The 21,294-nt window shown below is 68.5% G+C and carries 24 protein-coding genes; 17 read left to right on the forward strand and 7 right to left on the reverse strand.

The genetic code is table 11. The features are described 5' to 3' along the window. Positions 1 to 239: 239 nt before the first annotated feature. From CKCBHOJB_RS09970 to CKCBHOJB_RS09980, 3 genes are read left to right on the forward strand one after another with little or no spacing between them, the layout of a single operon-like run. Positions 240 to 722 (forward strand): peroxiredoxin, encoded by a 483-nt coding sequence (locus tag CKCBHOJB_RS09970; RefSeq protein WP_281048530.1) that lies wholly within the window; start codon positions 240 to 242, stop codon positions 720 to 722. Beyond that, positions 712 to 1,200: a peptidylprolyl isomerase gene (locus CKCBHOJB_RS09975; RefSeq protein ID WP_281048531.1), complete on the forward strand. Its 489-nt coding sequence runs from the start codon at positions 712 to 714 to the stop codon at positions 1,198 to 1,200. The genes CKCBHOJB_RS09970 and CKCBHOJB_RS09975 overlap by 11 nt, the downstream gene beginning before the upstream one ends. A 56-nt stretch (positions 1,201 to 1,256) precedes the next feature. After that, the gene (locus CKCBHOJB_RS09980; RefSeq protein WP_281048532.1) at positions 1,257 to 3,347 is read left to right on the forward strand and encodes a dipeptide ABC transporter ATP-binding protein; all 2,091 of its coding nucleotides are present in this window, start codon (positions 1,257 to 1,259) and stop codon (positions 3,345 to 3,347) included. A 24-nt stretch (positions 3,348 to 3,371) separates the two neighbouring features. On the opposite strand, the gene CKCBHOJB_RS09985 is transcribed toward CKCBHOJB_RS09980, so the two are convergent. After that, positions 3,372 to 4,754: a transglycosylase SLT domain-containing protein gene (locus CKCBHOJB_RS09985; RefSeq protein ID WP_348634840.1), complete on the reverse strand. Its 1,383-nt coding sequence runs from the start codon at positions 4,752 to 4,754 to the stop codon at positions 3,372 to 3,374. 10 nt (positions 4,755 to 4,764) lie between these two features. Continuing rightward, positions 4,765 to 5,538: a hydroxyacylglutathione hydrolase gene (gene gloB / locus CKCBHOJB_RS09990; protein ID WP_281048533.1), complete on the reverse strand. Its 774-nt coding sequence runs from the start codon at positions 5,536 to 5,538 to the stop codon at positions 4,765 to 4,767. Positions 5,539 to 5,566: 28 nt separating this feature from the next. Here gloB and CKCBHOJB_RS09995 point away from each other — a divergent pair, with 28 nt between their 5' ends. Genes CKCBHOJB_RS09995 through dnaQ form a run of 3 tightly spaced genes read left to right on the forward strand, consistent with a single transcriptional unit; the run spans position 5,567 to position 7,484 of the window. Beyond that, the gene (locus CKCBHOJB_RS09995) at positions 5,567 to 6,292 is read left to right on the forward strand and encodes a class I SAM-dependent methyltransferase (protein WP_281048534.1); all 726 of its coding nucleotides are present in this window, start codon (positions 5,567 to 5,569) and stop codon (positions 6,290 to 6,292) included. Then, positions 6,293 to 6,751 (forward strand): ribonuclease HI, encoded by a 459-nt coding sequence (gene rnhA, locus CKCBHOJB_RS10000; RefSeq protein ID WP_281048535.1) that lies wholly within the window; start codon positions 6,293 to 6,295, stop codon positions 6,749 to 6,751. A gap of 13 nt (positions 6,752 to 6,764) precedes the next feature. Next, positions 6,765 to 7,484 (forward strand): DNA polymerase III subunit epsilon, encoded by a 720-nt coding sequence (gene dnaQ / locus CKCBHOJB_RS10005; RefSeq protein ID WP_281048536.1) that lies wholly within the window; start codon positions 6,765 to 6,767, stop codon positions 7,482 to 7,484. Between the two features lie 83 nt (positions 7,485 to 7,567). Here dnaQ and CKCBHOJB_RS10010 read toward each other — a convergent pair whose 3' ends face one another. The 5 genes from CKCBHOJB_RS10010 to CKCBHOJB_RS10030 form a co-directional block, all read right to left on the reverse strand. After that, complete coding sequence (locus CKCBHOJB_RS10010; RefSeq protein ID WP_281048537.1) at positions 7,568 to 7,975, reverse strand: CBS domain-containing protein; 408 nt, start codon at positions 7,973 to 7,975, stop codon at positions 7,568 to 7,570. A gap of 19 nt (positions 7,976 to 7,994) precedes the next feature. Next, entirely contained in the window at positions 7,995 to 8,198 is a 204-nt protein-coding gene (gene nqrM / locus CKCBHOJB_RS10015) for a (Na+)-NQR maturation NqrM (RefSeq protein WP_281048538.1), read from the reverse strand. Between the two features lie 103 nt (positions 8,199 to 8,301). Then, a complete protein-coding gene (locus CKCBHOJB_RS10020; protein ID WP_281048539.1) occupies positions 8,302 to 9,072 on the reverse strand; it encodes a fused MFS/spermidine synthase in 771 nt (256 codons plus the stop codon). Continuing rightward, positions 9,069 to 11,675, reverse strand: coding sequence for a DNA mismatch repair protein MutS (gene mutS, locus CKCBHOJB_RS10025; protein ID WP_281051673.1), 2,607 nt, complete (start codon positions 11,673 to 11,675; stop codon positions 9,069 to 9,071). The genes CKCBHOJB_RS10020 and mutS overlap by 4 nt, the downstream gene beginning before the upstream one ends. Positions 11,676 to 11,766: 91 nt before the next feature. Continuing rightward, positions 11,767 to 12,579: an inositol monophosphatase family protein gene (locus CKCBHOJB_RS10030; RefSeq protein WP_281048540.1), complete on the reverse strand. Its 813-nt coding sequence runs from the start codon at positions 12,577 to 12,579 to the stop codon at positions 11,767 to 11,769. 137 nt (positions 12,580 to 12,716) lie between these two features. Here CKCBHOJB_RS10030 and CKCBHOJB_RS10035 point away from each other — a divergent pair, with 137 nt between their 5' ends. The 11 genes from CKCBHOJB_RS10035 (at position 12,717) to iscX (ending at position 21,276) form a co-directional block, all read left to right on the forward strand. Then, complete coding sequence (locus CKCBHOJB_RS10035; protein WP_281048541.1) at positions 12,717 to 13,457, forward strand: RNA methyltransferase; 741 nt, start codon at positions 12,717 to 12,719, stop codon at positions 13,455 to 13,457. Between the two features lie 151 nt (positions 13,458 to 13,608). Beyond that, positions 13,609 to 14,364: a serine O-acetyltransferase gene (cysE, locus tag CKCBHOJB_RS10040; RefSeq protein ID WP_281048542.1), complete on the forward strand. Its 756-nt coding sequence runs from the start codon at positions 13,609 to 13,611 to the stop codon at positions 14,362 to 14,364. 225 nt (positions 14,365 to 14,589) lie between these two features. Next, a complete protein-coding gene (gene iscR, locus CKCBHOJB_RS10045; RefSeq protein ID WP_281048543.1) occupies positions 14,590 to 15,075 on the forward strand; it encodes a Fe-S cluster assembly transcriptional regulator IscR in 486 nt (161 codons plus the stop codon). Positions 15,076 to 15,084: 9 nt separating this feature from the next. Continuing rightward, a complete protein-coding gene (locus CKCBHOJB_RS10050) occupies positions 15,085 to 16,248 on the forward strand; it encodes a cysteine desulfurase family protein (RefSeq protein WP_281048544.1) in 1,164 nt (387 codons plus the stop codon). Positions 16,249 to 16,308: 60 nt separating this feature from the next. Then, complete coding sequence (locus tag CKCBHOJB_RS10055) at positions 16,309 to 17,517, forward strand: IscS subfamily cysteine desulfurase (protein ID WP_348634868.1); 1,209 nt, start codon at positions 16,309 to 16,311, stop codon at positions 17,515 to 17,517. Between the two features lie 40 nt (positions 17,518 to 17,557). Next, on the forward strand, positions 17,558 to 17,941 hold the full coding sequence (gene iscU / locus CKCBHOJB_RS10060; RefSeq protein ID WP_281048546.1) for a Fe-S cluster assembly scaffold IscU: 384 nt from the start codon (positions 17,558 to 17,560) through the stop codon (positions 17,939 to 17,941). 29 nt (positions 17,942 to 17,970) lie between these two features. Then, a complete protein-coding gene (iscA, locus tag CKCBHOJB_RS10065; RefSeq protein WP_281048547.1) occupies positions 17,971 to 18,294 on the forward strand; it encodes an iron-sulfur cluster assembly protein IscA in 324 nt (107 codons plus the stop codon). A gap of 10 nt (positions 18,295 to 18,304) precedes the next feature. Further along, positions 18,305 to 18,838, forward strand: coding sequence for a Fe-S protein assembly co-chaperone HscB (gene hscB, locus CKCBHOJB_RS10070; protein WP_281048548.1), 534 nt, complete (start codon positions 18,305 to 18,307; stop codon positions 18,836 to 18,838). 20 nt (positions 18,839 to 18,858) lie between these two features. Further along, on the forward strand, positions 18,859 to 20,727 hold the full coding sequence (gene hscA / locus CKCBHOJB_RS10075; protein ID WP_281048549.1) for a Fe-S protein assembly chaperone HscA: 1,869 nt from the start codon (positions 18,859 to 18,861) through the stop codon (positions 20,725 to 20,727). Between the two features lie 11 nt (positions 20,728 to 20,738). After that, positions 20,739 to 21,080: an ISC system 2Fe-2S type ferredoxin gene (gene fdx / locus CKCBHOJB_RS10080; RefSeq protein WP_281048550.1), complete on the forward strand. Its 342-nt coding sequence runs from the start codon at positions 20,739 to 20,741 to the stop codon at positions 21,078 to 21,080. Between the two features lies 1 nt (position 21,081). Then, on the forward strand, positions 21,082 to 21,276 hold the full coding sequence (iscX, locus tag CKCBHOJB_RS10085) for a Fe-S cluster assembly protein IscX (RefSeq protein WP_281048551.1): 195 nt from the start codon (positions 21,082 to 21,084) through the stop codon (positions 21,274 to 21,276). Positions 21,277 to 21,294: the final 18 nt, after the last annotated feature.

Raw genomic sequence — 21,294 nt, forward strand, 5'->3', positions numbered from 1 at the left:
GGTGTCGCTCACTATGGTCCGACGACGAAGCATTGCGCCAATGATGCACTGCGTCTTGAGCCATCGCCCGATCTGGGCTATTGGTTCATGACGGTGTCGGCTGGCGGCACCCGATCGTCCGACACAAGCCAGGGAGAAAGGCTCGCATGCTCGATCCGTCCGAAGTCCAGACCCGTGCCCGCAGCGGTAGTGTTCGCCGGGGGTCTCGGCTAGAATCCGCCCCACATCAGGGAGACCACATGCTGCAGAGCGGAGACATCGCCCCCGCCTTTTCATTGCCCGACGCCGACATGGAAATGTTCGACCTCGCGTCGGTCGCCGGCAAGCAGAATGTCGTCCTCTACTTTTATCCTCGCGACAATACCCCGGGCTGCACGCTCCAGGCCGCCGACTTCAGCGACCATGAGGACGAGTTCGCCCGTTACGACTGCATCGTGATCGGCGTGAGCCCCGACGATTGTCTGACGCACGCCGAGTTCCGCGACCAGGAAGGACTGTCGATCCGCCTGCTCTCCGATTCGGACACCGACGTGTGCCGGCTGTACAAGGTGTGGCAGGAGCGGGAAGTCGACGGGATGAAGAAGATGGGCGTGCGTCGATCGACCTTCGTCATCGACAAACAGGGCAGGATCCGCCACGCCCTCTACGATGTGACACCGCGTGGCCATGCGGCCGCCATTTTTGAACTGGTCAAGGAACTGGAACCCCAGCATGCAAAATGAAATCGCCAAGAACAGCGTCGTGACGCTCAACTACACCGTGCGCGACCCGGAAGGCGCGGTGATCGACGACGGCGCCCACCCGCTCGTGTATCTGCACGGCGGCTACGACGGCATCTTCCCGGTGCTGGAGGAAGCACTGCACGGCAAGAAGGTCGGCGACAAGTTGCAGGTCAAGCTCCAGCCCGAGGACGCCTTCGGTGACTACGACGAGGAGCTGATCCTGGTCGAGGACGCCAAGCTGTTCCCGGACAACATCGAGATCGGCATGAGCTTCGAGCGCGTCTCCGACGATGGCGAGGAAGACCTCGTCTACCGCATCACCGACATCGCCGACGGCAAGGTCGTGGTCGATGGCAACCACCCGCTCGCCGGCGTGGCGCTGGTGTTCGACGTCACCATCGCCGAAGTGCGCGCCGCCAGCGCCGAGGAAATCTCCCACGGCCACGTCCATGGCCCGGGTGGCCACCACCATCACTGATCGAAGCCAGGGGCCGCGCTAGCGGCCCTTTTTCCGTTGTCTTGCCGAACCCGCGAATGAATCTTCCTGTCCTGGAAACGGGCGCCGTCCACCACGATATGGCGCTGCTGCAGGTCACGGGCCTGCGCGTGGCGATCGCCCGCACCGGGGGCGAGATCCGCCCGGTCGACGGGGTCGATTTCAGCATCGGGGCGGGAGAAACCTTCGCCCTGCTCGGCGAGTCGGGTTGCGGCAAGTCGATGACCGCGCTCGCGCTCACCCGCCTGCTGCCGGACGCCGGTCGCATCGCGGGCGGCAGCGTCACGCTCGCCGGGGAGGATCTGCTCGCCCTGCCCGAAGCCGCGATGCGCCGGGTGCGCGGCGGGCGGATCGGGATGATCTTCCAGGAACCCTCGACCAGCCTGAACCCGGTCATGACGGTCGGTGCGCAGATCGTCGAGGCCCTGGCGCAGCGCGGCGTGGACGGCGAAGCCGCGCGTGGCGAGGCCGTCCGCCTGCTCGAGGCGGTCGGCATTCCCGATCCCGCGCGGCGGCTACAGGACTATCCCTTCCAGTTTTCCGGCGGCATGAAGCAGCGCGTGATGATCGCGATGGCGCTGGCCGGCCGTCCGCAGCTGCTGATCGCCGACGAGCCGACCACCGCGCTCGACGTCACCATCCAGGCCCAGGTCCTCGACCTGTTGACCGGCATCCAGCGCAGGGAAGGGATGGGGATGCTGCTGATCACCCACGACCTCGGCGTGGTGGCGCGCATGGCGCACCGGGTGGGCGTGATGTATGCGGGCGAGGTCGTCGAGACGGGCGGGCGGGACGCCTTCTTCGCGGCACCGCTGCATCCGTATTCGCGCAAGTTGTTCGCCGCCTTGCCCGAGTCGGCCAAGCGCGGGGCGGCGCTCGACGCCCCCGAGGGCAGCGTGCCGACGCTGGACCGCCATTTCCCCGGCTGCCGCTTCGCCGAACGCTGCCCGGCCGCCTTCGACCGTTGCGACGAGGAGGCACCGGCCTGGCATCGCGTCGGCGCGCAGGCGGTGCGCTGCCACCTGTACGAAGGCGTCAGCGTGCCGCGTCCGCTCACGCCGCCGGTCACCGGGGCCGCGGCGCTGCATCGTCAGCGCGGCGCGCAGCCGGTGCTGGAGGTGCGCGAGCTCGCGGTGCATTTTCCGGTGCGCAAGGGCCTGCTCAAGCGCACCGTCGGCCATGTGAAGGCGGTCGACGGCGTCAGCCTGCGCCTGGCACCCGGGCGCACGCTCGCGCTGGTCGGGGAATCGGGTTGCGGCAAGACCACCGTCGGCAAGGCCATCCTGCGCCTGATCGAGCCCACCGCCGGCGAGGTGTACCTCGATGGCGAGCCCATCGGCGGGCTGGCCGAGCACGCGCTCGGGCCGCTGCGGCGCGCGGTGCAGATGGTGTTCCAGGATCCCTTCGCCTCGCTCAATCCGCGCATGCGCGTCGGCGAGATCATCGAGGAGGGGCTGAATGCGCTCGGCATCGGCGCCGACGTGCGCGAACGCCGCGCCCGCGTCGTCGAGCTGCTCGAGCGCGTCGGCCTGTCCGCGGAGATGCGCTGGCGCTATCCGCACGAGTTCTCCGGCGGCCAGCGCCAGCGCATCGCGGTCGCGCGCGCACTGGCGGTGTCGCCGCGGGTGATCGTGTGCGACGAACCGACGAGTGCGCTCGACGTGTCGGTGCAGGCCCAGCTGCTCAACCTGATGCGCACGCTGCAGCGCGAGCAGGGCCTGGCCTACCTCTTCATCACCCACAACCTGGCGGTGGTCGAATACCTGGCCGACGAGGTGGCGGTGATGTATCTGGGCCGCATCGTCGAGGAAGGGCCGGTGGAGCGCGTGCTCGGCGTCCGTGCCCACCCCTACACCCGGGCGCTGCTGGCTGCGGTGCCGAAGGTGGGCGCGGACGGGGCGGAAGACGGGCGACACCATGCGGCGGAGCGCGCCGGGCCCGGGGCCGCGATCGAGCTGCCTTCGCCGCTCGATCCACCGGCGGGTTGCCACTTCCATCCGCGCTGCCCGCAGGCGACCGACGTCTGCCGTGCCAGTTACCCGCCCGTCATCGAGCTCGGCCAGGGACACCGGGTCCGCTGCCACTGGCCGCAGGTGGACGGCCGCCCGCGCGGAAGCGGCCAGGGCTGAGGGCGAGCCCCGCCGCGCCGCGGTTCAGCGCGCGCGGCCGTTCTTGCGTTTGGTGCCGCGCTTGTCGGCCGCGCGGGTCTTGGCCTTCGGCGACTTGAGTCGCGGCTCGCTGCGGCTCGTTCCCGGCGGATTGAGCTTGAGGCCGGGCTGGCGCACGACGGCAGCGGCCAGCGGCAGCAGGCCGCTCGCCTCGAGCGCGCCGTCGGGGTCGACCCCGTCGGGCACCAGCAGCGCGTAGCCCGCACCCGGCCGGCTGCCTGCGGCGAGGCCGTTGAGCTTGAGCAATTCCGCCGTGCTCAGGCCGTGGCGTGCGGCGACGGCCTCGATGCTCTCGCCGGCTTCGAGCACGTGCATGCGCCAGCCGCGATCGTCCTCGTCGAGCTCGGCCAGGCCCGCCTGCAGCTGCTCGGCGCGGTCGGTCGGCACGATGAAGGTCTGGCCCGGCGTGGTCACCGCAGGACGGTTGAACCCCGGGTTGAGGGCGATGAATTCATCCAGCGGCATCTCCGACAGGCGGGCGGCGGTGGCGAGATCGACCCCGACCGGTGCGTCCACGGTCACGAAGTGGAGCTCGTTGGCGACGTAGGGCAGCTCGAAGTGGAAGAGTTCGGGTTGCGAGACGATGTTCTTGATCGCCTGCAGCTTGGGCACGTAGTTGCGCGTCTCCTCGGGCATGCGCAGGTGCTTGTATTCGAGCGGCAGGCCGTCTTCGGCGTTGCGCCTGAGCGCGCGCTGCACTGCGCCTTCGCCCCAGTTGTAGGAGGCGAGCGCCAGATGCCAGTCGCCGTGCATCTCGTAGATGCGCTGCAGGTAGTCGAGGGCGGCGTTGGTGGAGGCGATGACGTCGCGGCGCTCGTCGACCCAGTGGTCCTGGGTGAGGTTGTAGTGCTTGCCGGTCGAGGGGATGAACTGCCACAGGCCCGAGGCATGGGCGCGCGAGTAGGCCATCGGGTTGTAGCTGCTCTCGACCATCGGCAGCAGGGCGATCTCGGTCGGCATGCCGCGGCGCTCGAGCTCGTCCACGATGTAGTAGAGATAGCGCCCGCCGCGCTCGAACACCTGTTTCAGGAAGCGCGGGCGGTTGATGTAGAAGGACTGCAGCTCGACCACGCGTTCGCTGTCCAGGTCGGGCATGCCGAAACCGCGGCGGATGCGGTCCCAGATGTCGTTGGCGTCGCGGGTCAGGTCGAGGGTCAGCACGCGCTCGGGCTGGGCCACCGTTCCGGCCTGCAGCGCAGGTCCGCTCGGGGCGGCGGCGTCCGGCATGGCGAGGCCGGCGGGGGCGGCGTCGGCATCGAGCTGGGCATGGGCGAACGGACTGAAGGTGAACAGGCTCAGCCAGGCGGCGAACAGTCCACGGCGCAGTGCGGTGGCGCCGGGCACGGCACCACGATGTGAAGAAAGCATGGTCTCGGACTCAGAAGCCGTCCTTCCAGGCGCGCAGGGCGGCGAGACAGTCGGTCGCGTCCTGCACCGGTCGGCCGAGGTGGGCCGAAACCGTGGCGGCGACGCTCGGGTGGTCGCAGCGCAGGAAGGGATTGATCGCGCGCTCGCGCCCGATGGTGCTGGGCAGCGTGGGCTCGCCGCGCGCGCGCAAGGTCTCGCAATGCCTGGCGTAGGCGTCCCGTTCGACGTTGTCGGGCTCGGCCACGCGGGCGAATGCCAGGTTGGACAGCGTGTATTCGTGGGTGCAGTACACCCGGGTGTCAGGGGGCAGGGCGGCGAGCTTGCCGAGCGAGGCGGCGAGCTGGGCCGGATTGCCTTCGAAAAGCCGGCCGCAGCCGGCCGAGAAAAGTGTATCGCCGCAGAACACGAGGCCGGGCTCGATGTCCATCGCGACGTAGGCGACATGACCGGCGGTATGGCCGGGCACGTCGAGTACGCGGAAGCGCAGCGCCGGGTTCGCGACGGCGATCTCGTCGCCCTCGAGCACCGGCTGGCTGATGCCCTCGATCGCCTCGCCCGCCGGACCGTAGACCGGGATGCCGGAATGCGTGCGCAGGCGGGCCAGTCCGCCGACATGGTCGGCATGGTGGTGTGTGACCAGGATGGCGCCGAGCTGCAGCCCGAGGCGCGCAAGCGCGTCCTCGACCGGCGCCGCATCGCCCGGATCGACCACGAGCGCGTGACGGCCGTCGTGCATCAGCCAAATGTAGTTATCGCGGAAGGCGGGAACGGGGATAATGTGCATCCCGCGAATTGTGAGGACGTGAGTGCCGATGTCAATCCTCCGGTTCAAGGACTGGCTCGAGAGCCCGCAGGGCCGCTACCTGCTCGGGTGGGAACAGGCGCAATTCGATCGCATGGTGGCGGACCTGTTCGGCTACCACGCGGTGCAGGTCGGGCTCGCGCAGGTGCCGCTGCTGCGCGCGAACCGGATGCCGCATCGCCTGTACTGCGCGCCCGAGGATGCCGACGTGCGCGCGAACGCCTTCGAGCTGCCCTTCGCCAGCGGCAGCCTCGATCTCGTCCTGCTGCCGCATGTGCTCGAGTTCTCGCCCCATCCGCACCGCGTGCTGCGCGAGGTCGAGCGCGTGCTGGTACCGGAAGGCAGCGTCGTGATCAGCGGCTTCAATCCGTTCAGCCTGTGGGGGCTGCGGAGGCTGGTCGCGCGCCGCGCTGCGGCGACGCCCTGGAACGGGCACTTCCGTTCGGCCATGCGCATCCGCGACTGGCTGACGCTGCTCGGCTTCGAGGTGCAGGCCAGCGGCTTCGGCTGCTATGCGCCGCCGGCCGCCAGTCCGCACTGGCTCGAGCGCTGGCGCTTCATGGATCGGGCAGGGGCCAGATGGTGGCCGGTGCTCGGGGCGAGCTACCTGCTTCACGGGGTCAAGCGCGTGCAGGGCATGCGCCTGATCACTCCGCACTGGCGTGACCGCAAGGCCACGTCGAAAAGACTTTCGCCGGTCGCCCAGCGCGACGGCGGCACGAGGAAGACGCAGTAGATGGAAGAAGTCGATATCTATACCGATGGTGCCTGCAGCGGCAATCCGGGACCGGGCGGCTGGGGGGCGATCCTGCGCTCCGGTTCCCACGAGAAGGAGATCTGGGGCGGCGAGCCGGCGACCACCAACAATCGCATGGAACTGCTCGCGGTGATCCGCGCGCTCGAGGCGCTCAAGCGCCCGGTCGCGGCCCGGGTGCATACCGACAGCCAGTACGTGCAGAAGGGGATCTCCGAGTGGATCCACGGCTGGAAGGCGCGCGGCTGGAAGACCGCGTCCAAGGAGCCGGTGAAGAACGCCGACCTGTGGCGTGCGCTCGACGAGGCGGCGGCCCGCCACCAGGTCAAATGGCTTTGGGTGCGCGGCCATTCGGGTCACCCCGAGAACGAACGCGCCGACGAGCTTGCCCGTCGCGGCGTCGACGCCGTGCGCCGCGGCGGTGCCGCGGTCCAGGCTTGAGGAGGGAGGAGCGATGCGGCAAATCGTGCTCGATACCGAGACCACCGGCCTGGACTGGCGCAACGGCGACCGCGTCATCGAGATCGGCTGCGTGGAACTGCTCAACCGCGGCCTCACCGGCCGCCACTACCACGTCTACATCAACCCCGAGCGCGGCATCGACGCCGAGGCGGTCGCGGTGCACGGCATCACCGAGGAGTTCCTCGCCGACAAGCCGAAGTTCGTGGATGTCGTCGGCGATTTCGAAGAGTTCGTGCGCGACGCCGAGCTGGTGATCCACAACGCGAGCTTCGACGTCGGCTTTCTCGACAGCGAACTCGAACGGCTGGGCCGCGGCCGGCTTGCCGGGCTGTGCGCGGGCGTCATCGACACGCTGAAGCTCGCGAAGGAACAGAATCCGGGCAAGAAGGCCTCGCTCGACGCGCTGTGCGACCGCTACGAGATCGACAACGCGCACCGTGAACTGCACGGCGCCTTGCTCGATGCGGAGCTGCTGGCGGAGGTTTACCTGGCCATGACGCGTGGTCAGGAGAGCCTGATGATCGGACTCGAGGAAGAGCCGGCCACGCGCGAGGCCGAAGGTGGCGAGGCTCCGGTGGCCCGCATCGCACTGAAGGTGCTGCGTGCGACCGAGGCCGAGACGCTGGCGCACGAAGCGGTGCTCGATGAGATCGTCAAGGCGAACAAGGGCCTGTGCCTGTGGCGTCCGCCGGAGCCCGCGCCTACGGCCTGAGCGCGATCGGCATGTTCCCCCGGCCCGCAGCAAGCGCGGGCCGGGGCTTGGCACGAATCGACCGCGCCGGTCGGCGCAAGGAATCAGCGCGCTTCGTGCCTGAGCTTTTCCAGGCCCTTCAGGATGTCGCTGCGCGACAACTGGCCGACCAGGCGGGAACCTTCAACCACCGGCAGGCAGCGGTAATGCTTGCTGACGAAGAGCTGGATGGCGTCGATCAGGCTGGCATCGCCCGCGATTGCGGTCACGTCGCGGCTCATGAAATCCTGCACCGTGCCTTCCTCGCGACGGAAATAGGACGCGTCGAGGGCGGCCTTCAGGCAGTCCTTCTCGGACAGGTAGCCGATCAGTCGCTTGTTGGCGTCCACCACTGGCGCGCCGCTCAGTCCGTGCTCGAGCAGCGTATGGACCGCCTTGAGCAGATTGGTGTCGGCGGTGAAGGAGAGGTGATCACCGACCATGTAGTCCTTGACCAGCAGCGAACTGAGCATGTTGGGGCTCCCGGTGCTTTCAGTGTTGTTGTTCGGGGTTCTGGGCAGCGAGACGCGCCTTGCGCTTCGAGCAGGGCTTCTTGCAGCCGAATTCGCAGTCCTGTCCCATCGCGCCCAGGCCGCCGCAACTGCCGGCGATCGGCTTGCGGCCGAACATGACGCCGATGGCCATTGCGGCAATGACGATGCCGACGACGATCACGGTGATCAGGAAAGTGTTCATTTGCATGCACCTCGAACCGCGAGCTCCGCGGAAATCGTTTCAATGTGGACAATAGCGCGTGCCGGGGGTTTCTGACCACGCCCCTCCGCCACGCGCGCGTTACTCAGAGCAGCAGCTGGCCACCCGGCAGGTTACCGGACTGTTCCAGCCGGCTGACGGTGGGCCCCAGGTCCAGGCCGGTCTCCGCCTTGAGCTGGCGTGCGCGCTCGCGCAATTCATCGACCGTACGCGTGATCGCTTCGCCGGCCGCGCCGAAGGCGACCACGTTGCCGCTGTCGCAGGACGGGAAGGCGATCGCGCGATCGTCGTAGGCACGCACGATGCGCTCCAGGCTCGACTTGTAGCCGCGCGAGCGGCCGAAGAGATTCACCGCCATGATCCCGCGCGCGGACAGCCGGGCGCGCACCGCCTGGTGGAAGGGCTCGGTGTCGAGGACGCCGGCGCGGGCGTTGCGGTCGAAACCATCGACCAGCACGTAGTCCCATTGTCCGTCGTGCTCCAGCACGTACTGCGCGCCGCAGCCGATGTGGATCGAGAAGCGTGCATCCTCCGCCGGCAGCCTGAAGAACTGGCGCGCGGCGGCGACCACGGCAGGCGCGATCTCGACCACGCGGATCTTCGCCTGCGGCAGGTGGTGATGCACGAAGCGCGCGAGCGAGGCCGCGCCCAGGCCGATGATCAGCACCTTGCGCGGCCAGTGCGCGCCGTCGGCGGCCAGCCCATCGCGCAGCAGCAGGCCGGCCATCATCTCGCGGGTGTACGCGAGTTCCAGCGCGTGCGGCTTGCGGATGCGCATCGCGCCCTGGATCCAGTCGGAACCGAAGTGCAGGTAGCGCACGCCGGCTTCTTCGGAGATGTCGATGGGCGGATTCATGCGGTGGCGTCTCCGGCCAGGCGCTTGAGCGCATACAGTCGTTCGAGCGCCTCGCGCGGGCTGAGCGCGTCCGGGTCGATGTCGGCGAGTTCGGTCAGCACCGGGTGCGACAGCGGCGCGTCCTCCGGCTCGGGCAGGGTGGCGAACAGGTCGGCCTGCGGGCCGGCGTCGATCTCGCGGTTCTCCAGCGCGCGCAAGCGGCGCTTGGCGTCGCGGATCACCGTGGCGGGGATGCCGGCGAGCGCGGCGACCTCGATGCCGTAGCTCTGGCTCGCCGGGCCTTCCTCCAGTGCGTGCAGGAAGACGATGCGATGGCCATGCTCGACGGCATCCAGATGCACGTTGGCGCACTCGGGGTAGTCGGCGTTGAGGCGGGTGAGCTCGAAGTAGTGGGTGGCGAACAACGTCAGCGAGCGCGACTTCTCCAGCAGGTGGCGGGCGATCGCGAACGCGAGCGCAAGGCCGTCGAAGGTCGAGGTGCCGCGGCCGATCTCGTCCATCAGCACCAGGCTGCGCTCGGTGGCGCCGTGCAGGATGGCGGCGGCCTCGGTCATCTCGACCATGAAGGTCGAACGCCCCGAGGCGAGGTCGTCGGAGGCGCCGATGCGGGTGAAGATGGCGTCGAGCGGGCCGAGCTCGGCGGCGTCCGCCGGCACGAAGCTGCCGACGTGGGCGAGCAGGCAGATCAGCGCCACCTGGCGCATGAAGGTCGATTTGCCGCCCATGTTGGGGCCGGTGATCATCAGCATGCGGCGGGTGGCGGCGAGGCGGGCGTCGTTGCGGATGAAGTTCTCGACCTGGCGTTCGACTACCGGATGGCGGCCGCCGACGATGTTCAGTCCCGGGGTATCGACGAAGCGCGGCTGTACGTAGCCGTAGCGCAGCGCGGCTTCGGCGAAGGCGGCGAGGCCGTCGAGCAGGGCCAGCGCGCGCGCGATGCGCTGCAGCGCCGGGATGTGGGCGGCGAGTACGTCCAGCACCTGGTCGAAGAGCAGCTTCTCGCGCGCCAGCGCACGCTCGTTGGCCGACAGCGCCTTGTCCTCGAAGGCCTTGAGCTCGGGGGTGATGTAGCGCTCGGCGTTCTTCAGCGTCTGACGACGGCGGTAGTCGTCGGGCACCTTGTCGGCGTTGGCGCGGCTGACCTCGATGTAGAAGCCGTGCACCTTGTTGAACTCGACCTTGAGTCCGGGGATGCCGCTGCGTTCGCGCTCGCGCGCCTCCAGCGCCATGAGGAATTCGCCGCAGTTGGTCTGGATGCCGCGCAGCTCGTCGAGCTCGGCATCGTAGCCGGGGGCGATAACGCCGCCGTCGCGCACCATCGCGGCGGGCTCGGCGGCGATCGCGTGCTGCAGCAGCGCCAGCGGCTCGGGGGCGATGGCGAGCGCGCCGACGATATCCGCCAGCAGCGGCGCGCGGCAGGGGGCGAGGGCGGCGGCGAGCTCGGGCAGGCGGACGAGGCTCTCGCGCAGCGCCGAGAGGTCACGCGGGCGCGCGCTGCGCAGCGCGATGCGGGCGGTGATGCGGTCCACGTCGGCCACCCCGCGCAGCGCGCTGCGTACCGCGAAGGCGACGCGGCCGTCGCGCCCCGCGAGGGTGGGGCCTGCGCCCTGGCTGCCGGCGACGTCCATCTCGCCCTCGACTGCGCCCACCAGTTCGGCCACTGCCGTATGGCGCGCGGCGGGCTCGGCGCGTTCGCGCAGCGGATGGTGCAGCGCATGGCGCAGCCAGCGCGAGCCCATGCTGGTGACGCAGGTGTCGAGCAGCGACAGCAGGGTGGGCGAGGGTTCGCCGCGCAGGGTCTCGGTGAGCTCCAGGTTGCGCCGGGTGGCGGCATCCAGGCGCAGGTATTCGGATTCGCGCTCGACGACGAGGCCGGTGACGTGGGCCAGCGTCTGGCGCTGGGTAGCCTGGGCGTAGTCGTACAGGGCGGCGGCCGCGCCGAGCGCCACCGGCAGGTCCTCGACGCCGAAGCCGGCGAGGTCGCGGGTGCCGAAGTGGGTGGTGAGCAGGCGGGTGCCGGTCTCGGCATCGAACTGCCAGTCGGCCAGCCGGCGCTGCGCCGGGGCGAGCGCATCGAGCAAGGGCAGGGCGAGGCCGTCGGGTACCAGCACCTCGGCCGGGCGCAGGCGCTCGAACTGCGCCTGCAGCGCGTCCGACGGGCACTGCATCAGGCGGAAGTCGCCGTTTGCGAGGTTCAGCCACGCCAGCCCGAGCACGCCGCGGTGCAGGTTGGCGGCGAGCAGCAGCGCGTCGCGGCGGTCGTCGAGTAGCGCGGCGTCGGTCAGCGTGCCGGGGGTGACGATGCGGCTCACCGCGCGCTCCATCGGCCCCTTGGTCGCGCCGGGTTCGCCCACCTGTTCGGCGATCACTACCGATTCGCCAAGCCTGACCAGGCGCGCGAGGTATTGCTCGACCGCATGGAAGGGCACGCCGGCCATGCGAATCGGCTTGCCGCTCGACTGGCCGCGGGTGGTGAGCGTGATGTCGAGCAGGCGGGCGGCCTTCTCGGCGTCTTCGAAGAAGAGCTCGTAGAAGTCGCCCATGCGGTAGAAGAGCAGGGTGTCGGGGTGCTGCTGCTTCAGCCGCAGGTACTGCTGCATCATCGGCGTGTGCGCGGCGATCTCCGCCTCGCTCAGGCCCTCGGGGCGGGCGGCGGCCTCGCCCCGGGAAATCTTGCTCGCTGCCAAGGCGGGATCAGGCCTGCATGTTGGCCGGACGCCAGGCCTGGATGATCGGCAGCAGCTGGCCGAAGATCTTCGGCGTGCCGGCGACCACATTGCCGGTGGTGAGGAAGTTGGCTTCGCCGGAAAGATCCGACACCAGGCCGCCCGCCTCCTGGATCAGCAGCACGCCGGCGGCCATGTCCCACGGCGACAGGCCCATCTCCCAGAAACCGTCGAAGCGGCCGGCGGCCACGTAGGCGAGATCGAGCGCGGCGGCGCCCGGACGACGAATGCCGGCGGTCTTCTGGGTGAGCTCCTTGAACATGCCCAGGTAGGCGTCGACGTTGTCGAACTGGCGGAAGGGGAAGCCGGTGCCGATCAGCGCCTCGTTCAGGCGGGTGCGGCGCGACACGCGGATGCGGCGGTCGTTGAGGAATGCGCCGCTGCCGCGCGAGGCGGTGAAGAGTTCGTTGGTGTTGGGATCGTAGACGACCGCATGCTCGAGCACGCCGTTCTTCGTCTGCGCGATCGAGATGGCGTACTGCGGGAAGCCGTGGATGAAGTTGGTGGTGCCGTCGAGCGGATCGATGATCCAGTTGAACTCGCTCTCCTGACCATTGAGCGGGGCGGACTCCCCCGACTCCTCTGCTAGAATCCCGTGCCCCGGGAACGCGTCGCGCAGCACATCGATGATCGCCTGCTCGGCGGCGCGATCCACCTCGGTGACGAAATCGTTGGGCGACTTGGACTGCACGGTCAGCAGGTCGAGCTGGTTCGCGGCGCGGTTGATGACGGTCGCAGCGCGACGGGCGGCCTTGACGGCGATGTTCAGGGTGGGATGCATGCGGGTCGGTCTCGGTTAAAGAATCGGGTGCCTGCGACGCGTCGCCATCTGCGCCCCGTCGACAAGCGATGCGGCGGCCCGGCTGCACACGTTCCGGGCAGACGGCCCGGCAAATTCGGAAAACGCGGAATTTTAATATGAATCGCCCCCTCGCGCTCGACCGTATCCGGGTCGTGTTGTCACGTACCAGCCACCCGGGAAACATCGGCGCCGCAGCGCGCGCGATGAAGACCATGGGCCTGCGCGACCTGTGGCTGGTGGCGCCGGAGTCCTTTCCCGACGAGGTGGCGACCGCGCGCGCCTCGGGGGCGGTGGATGTGCTCGAATCCGCGCGCGTCGTCGGCACGCTGCAGGAGGCGCTGGCCGACACGGTGTTCTCCGCGGCGCTGACTGCGAGACGGCGCGAGCTGTCCCTGCCGCGCATGCAGGCGCGCGACGCCGCCCGCGAGCTGGTCGGGCGCAGTACTGACGGCATCGTCGCGCTGGTGTTCGGCAACGAGACCAGCGGGATGACCAACGAGGAGGTCGGGCTGTGCAGCCTGCCCGTGACGATCCCGACCGATCCGGACTTCTCGTCGCTGAATCTCGGCGCCGCCGTGCAGGTGCTCAGCTACGAGCTGCGCATGGCCGCGCTCGGCGAGGCCGCCGCGGCACCGGCCGACGCCCAGGCCGAGCCGGCCACGCATGCCGACTTCGAAGGTTTCATGGCGCATCTGGAGCGGGTGGTCACCGCCAGCGGCTTCCACGACCCCGCCAACCCCAAGCGCCTGCTGCCGCGGATGCGGCGGCTGTTCAACCGGGTGCGGCTGGAGAAGGAGGAGGTCGCCATCCTGCGCGGCATGCTGACCACCTTCGAGACGCCCAAGCGCCGCGGCTGAGTCCTGACGCGGGCGCTGCAGCTTGGTCGCACCGCGCATAGTCGATTAAAATGCTCGGAAATTCGGCGGACGCCCGACCGGCGCCTGCCGCGAGCCGGAATCCCGTTTCACCCGCCCCGTTTCACAGCCCTTCATGATGGAGTCCCCGAGCATGTTCAGCCGCCTGCGCGAAGACCTTGCCAGCGTTCGCGAACGCGATCCCGCTGCGCGTTCCACGCTCGAGGTGCTGACCTGTTATCCGGGCATCCACGCGCTGATGTTCCACCGCCTCGCCCACGGCGCATGGCAGCGCGGCTGGCACTGGCTGGGGCGCTTCATCAGCCACCTCAGCCGCTTCCTGACCGGCATCGAGATCCACCCCGGCGCGGTGATCGGCCGCCGCGTGTTCATCGACCACGGCATGGGGGTGGTCATCGGCGAGACCGCGGAGATCGGTGACGACTGCACCATCTACCAGGCGGTGACGCTGGGCGGTACCTCGCTCTATCGCGGCACCAAGCGCCATCCCACGCTCGGCAAGGGCGTGGTGGTGGGGGCGGGCGCCAAGGTGCTCGGCGGCTTCACCGTCGGTGACGGCGCGAAGATCGGCTCCAATGCGGTGGTGGTCAAGCCCGTGCCGGCCGGCACCACTGCGGTCGGCAACCCGGCCCGCATCATCGATCCCGAACGCGACGCCGCGCGCGAGCAGAAGGCCGAGCAGATCGGCTTCAGCGCCTATGGCGTGACGCGCGACATGGACGACCCGGTGTCGAAGGCCCTGCACGGGCTGCTCGACCATTCGGTGGAGACCGACCGCCGCCTGCAGGCGATCATCGCCCGCCTGGAGGCCGCCGGCATCAAGCTCGACGAGGCGGTGGCGCCGGGCGACGACTTCGACGCCGGCAAGTTGTCGAAGCTGGTCGATTGACGATGGCGGCGATTCTTGAGCTGGATCATGGAAATTCTTGGGGAATGTGCCTGCGGCAGTAGTTGACCGTTTTTGTCGGGATAAGTATAGTTGAGCGAAACGTTCGGGTATTCGCTGCCCGTCGTGCGCCGGCTTCGAAGTCCCGCCCGCGCGTCGATGCGCATGGCGATCCCGGCCGACCCGAATTCAGCACTCCCGACTTCAGCACCTTCTCCAGGAGCGAGCATGAGACTCACGACCAAGGGCCGATTTGCCGTGACGGCGATGATCGATCTGGCGTCCCGCCAGGCCGACGGGCCGGTCACGCTGGCCGGCATCGCCGAGCGCCAGAAGATCTCGCTGTCCTACCTCGAACAGCTGTTCGGCAAGCTGCGCCGCCACGATCTGGTGAGCAGCGTGCGCGGGCCGGGCGGCGGCTATCGCCTGGCGCGCGACATGGGCGAGATCACCGTCGCCGAGATCATCATCGCGGTGGACGAGCCGCTGGATGCGACCCAGTGCGGCGGCAAGGAGAACTGCCACGACGCCCACCGCTGCATGACCCACGACCTGTGGGCCAACCTCAACAAGCGCATGTACGCCTATCTCGACTCGGTCACGCTGGACGCGCTGGTGAACCGCCGCGTGCAGCCCGATGCCGACATGGCCGTGCTGCGCAACATCCGCCGCCGCGCCACGCTGGCCAGCGTGCGCGAGATCGCGGCGATCTGAGGCAAGGCGATGAGCTTCGCCCCGGTCTACCTCGACTGGAACGCCACCACGCCGCTCGACCCGGTCGTGCGCGAGGCGATGCTGCCCTGGCTCGGTGCCGCCGAGCCGGTGCGCTTCGGCAACGCTTCGAGCCGGCACGAGTACGGTCGCCAGGCGCGCGCGGCGATCGATGAGGCGCGGGCGCGGGTGGCCGCCGCCGCGGGGGCGCACGCCACGGAGGTGATCTTCACCAGCGGCGGCTCCGAGGCCAACAACCTGTTCCTGAAGGGCGCCGCGGCGACGATGAAACCGGCGCTGGTCGCCGTCAGCGCCATCGAGCACCCCTGCGTGCGCGAGCCGGCCCGGCAGCTGCAGCGCGGCGACTGGACCCTGCGCGAGATCGCGGTCGACGCCGAGGGCCGGATCGATGACGCGGACTGGCAGGCCGTGCTGGGCGCGCGGCCGCGCCTGGTGTCGGTGATGCTCGCCAACAACGAGACCGGCGTGGTGCAGGACATCGCCACGCTCGCCGCGCAGGCGAGGGCGGCCGGCGCCTGGTTCCACACCGATGCGGTGCAGGCGCTGGGCAAGATCGAGGTCGATTTCCGCGCCCTCGGCGTTCATGGCATGACCCTGTCGGCGCACAAGATCGGCGGCCCGCTCGGCGCGGGCGCGCTGGTGATCGACAAACGGGTGGAGCTGGCGCCCCTGATCGCAGGTGGTGGCCAGGAGCGCGGACTGCGCTCGGGCACCGAGAACGTCGCCGCCATCGTCGGTTTCGGCGTCGCCTGCGAGCGCGCCCTCGCGCGCCGTGCGAACGAGGCACTGCGCCTGGCCACCTTGCGCGACGAGGTCGAGCAGGCGCTCGGAGCGCTCGGTGCGCGCATCTTTTCGGCAGGTGCGCCGCGGCTGCCGAACACCGTGTTTTTCGCGCTTCCCGACATCGACGGCGAGACCCTGGTCGGCAAGCTCGACCGCGCCGGCTTCGCCTGCGCCAGCGGCTCGGCCTGCTCGAGTGCGAATCCCGAGCCCTCGCATACGCTGCTGGCGATGGGCGTCGAGCCGGGCATCGCCCGCGGCGCGGTGCGAGTCAGCCTCGGTCGCGACACGGTGGCGGAGGATGTGCGCCGCTTCATCGAAACCTTCGCCCACGTGGTGGGCGAACTGAAGAACCTGGCCTCGGTGGCCGCCTGACGCAGGCCCACCGAAGCCGACCCGGATACACGAACAACGACTCTGCGGAGAGATTGAATGCTGAAGTTCCCCATCTACCTCGACTACTCGGCGACGACCCCGGTGGATCCGCGCGTGGCGCAGAAGATGATCCCGTGGCTGACCGAGCAATTCGGCAACCCGGCCAGCCGTTCGCACGCGTTCGGCTGGGAGGCCGAGAAGGCGGTCGAGGAGGCCCGCGAGCAGGTGGCTGCACTGGTCAATGCCGACCCCAAGGAGATCATCTGGACCTCCGGTGCCACCGAATCGAACAACCTCGCGATCAAGGGTGCCGCGCACTTCTACCAGGGCAAGGGCAAGCACCTCATCACCGTGAAGACCGAGCACAAGGCGGTGCTCGACACCGTGCGCGAGCTCGAGCGCGAAGGCTTCGAGGCGACCTACCTCGACGTGCAGGAAAACGGCCTGATCGACCTCGAGGTGCTGAAGGCGGCGATCCGCCCCGACACGATCGTGGTGTCGGTGATGTTCGTGAACAACGAGATCGGCGTGATCCAGCCGATCGCCGAGATCGGCGAGATCTGCCGCGAGAAGGGCATCGTGTTCCATGTCGACGCGGCGCAGGCGACCGGCAAGGTCGACATCGACCTCGACAAGCTCAAGGTCGACCTGATGAGCTTCTCCGCGCACAAGACCTACGGGCCCAAGGGCATCGGTGCGCTCTACGTGCGTCGCAAGCCGCGCGTGCGCCTGGAGGCGCAGATGCACGGCGGCGGTCACGAGCGCGGCCTGCGCTCGGGCACCCTGGCCACCCATCAGATCGTCGGCATGGGCGAGGCCTTCCGCATTGCACGCGAGGAGATGGCGACGGAAAATGCGCGCATCCAGAAGCTGCGCGACCGGCTGCTCGCCGGCCTGACCGACATCGAGGCCACCTACGTGAACGGTGACGTCGAGCAGCGTGTTCCGCACAACCTCAACATCTCCTTCGCCTACGTCGAAGGCGAGTCGCTGATCATGGCGATCAAGGACATCGCGGTTTCTTCGGGGTCTGCATGTACCTCGGCGAGCCTGGAGCCGTCCTATGTGCTGCGCGCGCTCGGTCGCAGCGACGAACTGGCGCACAGCTCGATCCGGTTCACGATCGGCCGCTTCACCACCGAGGAAGAGATCGACTACACGATCGACCTGCTGCACAAGAAGATCGGCAAGCTGCGCGAGCTCTCGCCCTTGTGGGACATGTACAAGGAAGGCATCGATCTCGACACCGTGCAGTGGGCCGCGCACTGACAACGACAAAGAATCAATCGACATCCCCTGGAGAACGAACATGGCATACAGCGAAAAGGTCCTCGACCACTACGAAAACCCCCGCAACGTCGGCTCCTTCGCCAAGGACGAGGAAGGCGTGGCCACCGGCATGGTGGGCGCCCCGGCCTGTGGCGACGTGATGAAGCTGCAGATCAAGGTCGGCAAGGACGGCGTGATCGAGGACGCGAAATTCAAGACCTACGGCTGCGGCTCGGCGATCGCGTCGAGCTCGCTGGTCACCGAGTGGGTCAAGGGCAAGACCATCGACCAGGCCCTCGAGATCAAGAACACCCAGATCGCCGAGGAACTCGCACTGCCGCCGGTCAAGATCCACTGTTCGATCCTAGCCGAGGATGCGATCAAGGCTGCCGTCGCCGACTACAAGAAGAAGCACGACGCCTGAGCGGCGTTTTGTGAACAGGAGTAGCAGACATGGCCGTTAGTCTTTCCGAATCTGCCGCCAAGCACGTCTCGAACTTCATCGCCAAGCGCGGCAAGGGTTTCGGCATCCGCCTCGGCGTCAAGACCTCGGGCTGCTCGGGCATGGCCTACAAGCTCGAGTTCGTGGACCACACCGAAATGGAAGACCTGGTGTTCGAGAGCCATGGCGTCAAGGTCGTCATCGACCCCAAGAGCCTGGCCTATCTCGACGGCACCGAGCTCGACTTCGTCAAGGAAGGTTTGAACGAGGGCTTCAAGTTCAACAACCCGAACGTGAAGGATCAGTGCGGGTGCGGCGAAAGCTTCAACGTCTGATCCGCGCGCGATGAGCATCGACCTCAAGCAGGACTTCTTCACCTTGTTCGGGCTGCCGCGCCGCTATGCGCTCGACGAGTCGGCGCTGGAGGCGGCGTGGCACGAGCTGCAGTCGCAGGTGCATCCCGATCGCCACGCCCACCTCTCCGACGCCGAGAAGCGGGTGTCGATGCAGTGGGCGACCCGCGTCAACGAAGGCTTCCGTATCCTGCGCCAGCCGCTGGCGCGGGCGCAGTATCTGCTCGAGCTCGCCGGCGTCGATGCCGGGCTCGAAACCAATACCGCGATGTCCCCCGAGTTCCTGATGGAGCAGATGGAGTGGCGCGAGGCGGTGGAGGAGGCGCGCGAAGCCGCCGAGGTCGATGAGCTCGAGGCCCTTCACCGGCGCCTGCTTGCGCACGCCCGCGAGGTGCGTGGCGAACTCGCTGCCCAGCTCGACGATGAACGGGATTACGAAGCAGCGGCCGACACCGTGCGCCGGCTGATGTTCATCGACAAACTCCAGCAAGAAATCGACGAGGCCCTGCTGGCCCTCGAAAACTAGAGAGCACGGAACAAGACCTGATGGCCCTGCTGCAAATCGCCGAACCCGGCATGTCCGCCGAGCCGCACAAGCACCGGCTGGCGGTGGGTATCGACCTCGGTACCACCAATTCGCTCGTCGCCACCGTCCGCAACGGCATCGCCGTGTGCCTGCCCGATGAAACCGGCCGCACCATGCTGCCCTCGGTCGTCCGCTATGGCACCGACGGCACGATCGAGGTCGGCCTCGGGGCGATGAAGGCCCAGGCCGTCGACCCGCGCAACACGATCGTCTCGGTCAAGCGCTTCATGGGGCGCGGACTCAAGGATGTGGCGCACATCGAGACCATGCCCTACGACTTCGAGGACAGCGCCGGCATGGTGCGGCTGCGCACCGCGCAGGGCATCAAGAGCCCGGTCGAGGTCTCGGCCGAGATCCTGCGCAAGCTGCGCGAGCGCGCCGAGGCCAGCCTGGGCGGCGCACTGGTCGGCGCAGTGATCACGGTGCCGGCCTATTTCGACGATGCCCAGCGCCAGGCGACCAAGGACGCCGCGCGCCTGGCCGGCCTCGACGTGCTGCGCCTGCTCAACGAACCGACCGCGGCCGCGGTGGCCTACGGCCTCGACAACGCCGCCGAAGGCGTCTATGCGGTCTATGACCTCGGCGGTGGCACCTTCGACCTCTCCATCCTCAAGCTGACCCGCGGCGTGTTCGAGGTGCTGTCCACCAACGGCGATGCAGCGCTGGGCGGCGACGACTTCGATCACCGCCTGTTCTGCTGGATCCTGGACAGGGCGCGCATCTCGCCGCCGTCGATGGAGGATGCCCGCCGCCTGCAGATGAAGGCGCGCGAGGCCAAGGAACTGCTGACCACCTGCGAGGAAGCGCCGATCCACCTGCGCCTGGCCTCGGGTGAGGAGGTCGACCTGGTCGTGACCCGCGACGAGTTCGCGGAGATGACCAAGCACCTGGTGCAGAAGACGCTGACGCCGGTGCGCAAGGCGCTGCGCGACGCCGGGCTGTCGCCCGACGAGATCAAGGGCGTGGTCATGGTCGGCGGCGCGACCCGCATGCCGCACATCCAGCGCGCGGTGGCGAACTACTTCGGGCAGGAGCCGCTGACCAACCTCGATCCGGACAAGGTGGTCGCGCTCGGCGCGGCGATGCAGGCCAACGTGCTTGCGGGCAACCGCCCGGAGCAGGACGACTGGCTGCTGCTCGACGTCATCCCGCTGTCGCTCGGCCTGGAGACAATGGGCGGCCTGGTCGAGAAGGTCGTGCCGCGCAACTCCACGCTGCCGATCGCGCGCGCCCAGGAATTCACCACCTTCAAGGACGGGCAGACCGCGATGGCCTTCCACGTCGTGCAGGGCGAGCGCGAGCTGGTGTCGGACTGCCGCTCCCTGGCACGCTTCGAGCTCCGCGGCATCCCGCCGATGGTCGCCGGTGCGGCGCGCATCCGCGTCACCTTCCAGGTCGATGCCGATGGCCTGCTGTCGGTTTCGGCGCGCGAGATGTCTTCGGGTGTCGAGGCCAGCGTGCTGGTGAAGCCGTCCTACGGCCTGTCCGACGACGAGATCGCCGAGATGCTGAAGTCCGGCGTCGAGCACGCCGGCGACGACATGATGGCGCGTGCGCTGCGTGAGCAGCAGGTCGAGGCCGATCGAGTGATCGAGGCCAGCGAGCACGCGCTGGAAAAGGATGGCAGCCTGCTCGACGCGCAGGAACGCGCTGCGATCGACGCCGCCATCGCCGAACTGCGCCGCCTGCGTGCGGGCAGCGACCACCGCGCGATCAAGGCCGGCATCGATGCCCTTGGCCGCGCCACCGACGAATTTGCCGCCCGCCGCATGGACAACAGCATCCGCTCGGTGCTGGCTGGCCACAAGGTGGACGAACTCGAACTCTGAATCCGAACCCAATGACCCAGATCATCGTCCTGCCCCACGTCGAACTCTGCCCCGACGGCAGCGTCATCGAGGCTGCCCCAGGCACCACCATCTGCGACAGCCTGCTCGAGAACGGCATCGACATCGAGCATGCGTGCGAGAAGTCCTGCGCGTGCACCACCTGCCACGTCATCGTCCGCGAAGGCTTCGCCTCCCTGAACCCGGCCGAGGACGAAGAGGAAGACCTGCTCGACAAGGCCTGGGGCCTGGAGCCGCAGTCGCGCCTGTCCTGCCAGGCGGTGGTCGCCGAGGCCCCGCTGGTGGTCGAGATCCCGCGCTACACGATCAACATGGCCCGCGAAGGAAAGCACTGACATGAAGTGGACCGAGGTTCAGGAAATCGCCATCGAGCTCGCCGACGCCCACCCCGACGTGGATCCGACGCGGGTGAACTTCGTCGACCTGATGAACTGGGTCATGGCACTGCCCGAGTTCGACGACGATCCCAAGCGCTGCGGAGAGCGCATCCTCGAGGGTATCCAGCAGGCCTGGATCGACGAGGTCGCCTGATTCGGCAGGGCGGCGAGG

It is taken from the genome of Thauera sp. GDN1 (assembly GCF_029223545.1).
Taxonomy (GTDB): domain Bacteria; phylum Pseudomonadota; class Gammaproteobacteria; order Burkholderiales; family Rhodocyclaceae; genus Thauera.

Coding starts and splice junctions, on each gene's coding strand:
- CKCBHOJB_RS10030 (WP_281048540.1), bottom strand. CDS start 12,579: ATGCATCCCACCCTGAACATCGCCGTCAAGGCCGCCCGTCGCGCTGCG.
- iscA (WP_281048547.1), top strand. CDS start 17,971: ATGGCCGTTAGTCTTTCCGAATCTGCCGCCAAGCACGTCTCGAACTTC.
- iscX (WP_281048551.1), top strand. CDS start 21,082: ATGAAGTGGACCGAGGTTCAGGAAATCGCCATCGAGCTCGCCGACGCC.
- CKCBHOJB_RS10010 (WP_281048537.1), bottom strand. CDS start 7,975: ATGCTCAGTTCGCTGCTGGTCAAGGACTACATGGTCGGTGATCACCTC.
- CKCBHOJB_RS09980 (WP_281048532.1), top strand. CDS start 1,257: ATGAATCTTCCTGTCCTGGAAACGGGCGCCGTCCACCACGATATGGCG.
- CKCBHOJB_RS09995 (WP_281048534.1), top strand. CDS start 5,567: ATGTCAATCCTCCGGTTCAAGGACTGGCTCGAGAGCCCGCAGGGCCGC.
- iscR (WP_281048543.1), top strand. CDS start 14,590: ATGAGACTCACGACCAAGGGCCGATTTGCCGTGACGGCGATGATCGAT.
- CKCBHOJB_RS09975 (WP_281048531.1), top strand. CDS start 712: ATGCAAAATGAAATCGCCAAGAACAGCGTCGTGACGCTCAACTACACC.
- CKCBHOJB_RS09970 (WP_281048530.1), top strand. CDS start 240: ATGCTGCAGAGCGGAGACATCGCCCCCGCCTTTTCATTGCCCGACGCC.
- fdx (WP_281048550.1), top strand. CDS start 20,739: ATGACCCAGATCATCGTCCTGCCCCACGTCGAACTCTGCCCCGACGGC.
- dnaQ (WP_281048536.1), top strand. CDS start 6,765: ATGCGGCAAATCGTGCTCGATACCGAGACCACCGGCCTGGACTGGCGC.
- hscA (WP_281048549.1), top strand. CDS start 18,859: ATGGCCCTGCTGCAAATCGCCGAACCCGGCATGTCCGCCGAGCCGCAC.
- CKCBHOJB_RS10050 (WP_281048544.1), top strand. CDS start 15,085: ATGAGCTTCGCCCCGGTCTACCTCGACTGGAACGCCACCACGCCGCTC.
- CKCBHOJB_RS10035 (WP_281048541.1), top strand. CDS start 12,717: ATGAATCGCCCCCTCGCGCTCGACCGTATCCGGGTCGTGTTGTCACGT.
- cysE (WP_281048542.1), top strand. CDS start 13,609: ATGTTCAGCCGCCTGCGCGAAGACCTTGCCAGCGTTCGCGAACGCGAT.
- hscB (WP_281048548.1), top strand. CDS start 18,305: ATGAGCATCGACCTCAAGCAGGACTTCTTCACCTTGTTCGGGCTGCCG.
- iscU (WP_281048546.1), top strand. CDS start 17,558: ATGGCATACAGCGAAAAGGTCCTCGACCACTACGAAAACCCCCGCAAC.
- nqrM (WP_281048538.1), bottom strand. CDS start 8,198: ATGAACACTTTCCTGATCACCGTGATCGTCGTCGGCATCGTCATTGCC.
- rnhA (WP_281048535.1), top strand. CDS start 6,293: ATGGAAGAAGTCGATATCTATACCGATGGTGCCTGCAGCGGCAATCCG.
- mutS (WP_281051673.1), bottom strand. CDS start 11,675: ATGATGCAGCAGTACCTGCGGCTGAAGCAGCAGCACCCCGACACCCTG.
- CKCBHOJB_RS09985 (WP_348634840.1), bottom strand. CDS start 4,754: ATGCTTTCTTCACATCGTGGTGCCGTGCCCGGCGCCACCGCACTGCGC.
- gloB (WP_281048533.1), bottom strand. CDS start 5,538: ATGCACATTATCCCCGTTCCCGCCTTCCGCGATAACTACATTTGGCTG.
- CKCBHOJB_RS10020 (WP_281048539.1), bottom strand. CDS start 9,072: ATGAATCCGCCCATCGACATCTCCGAAGAAGCCGGCGTGCGCTACCTG.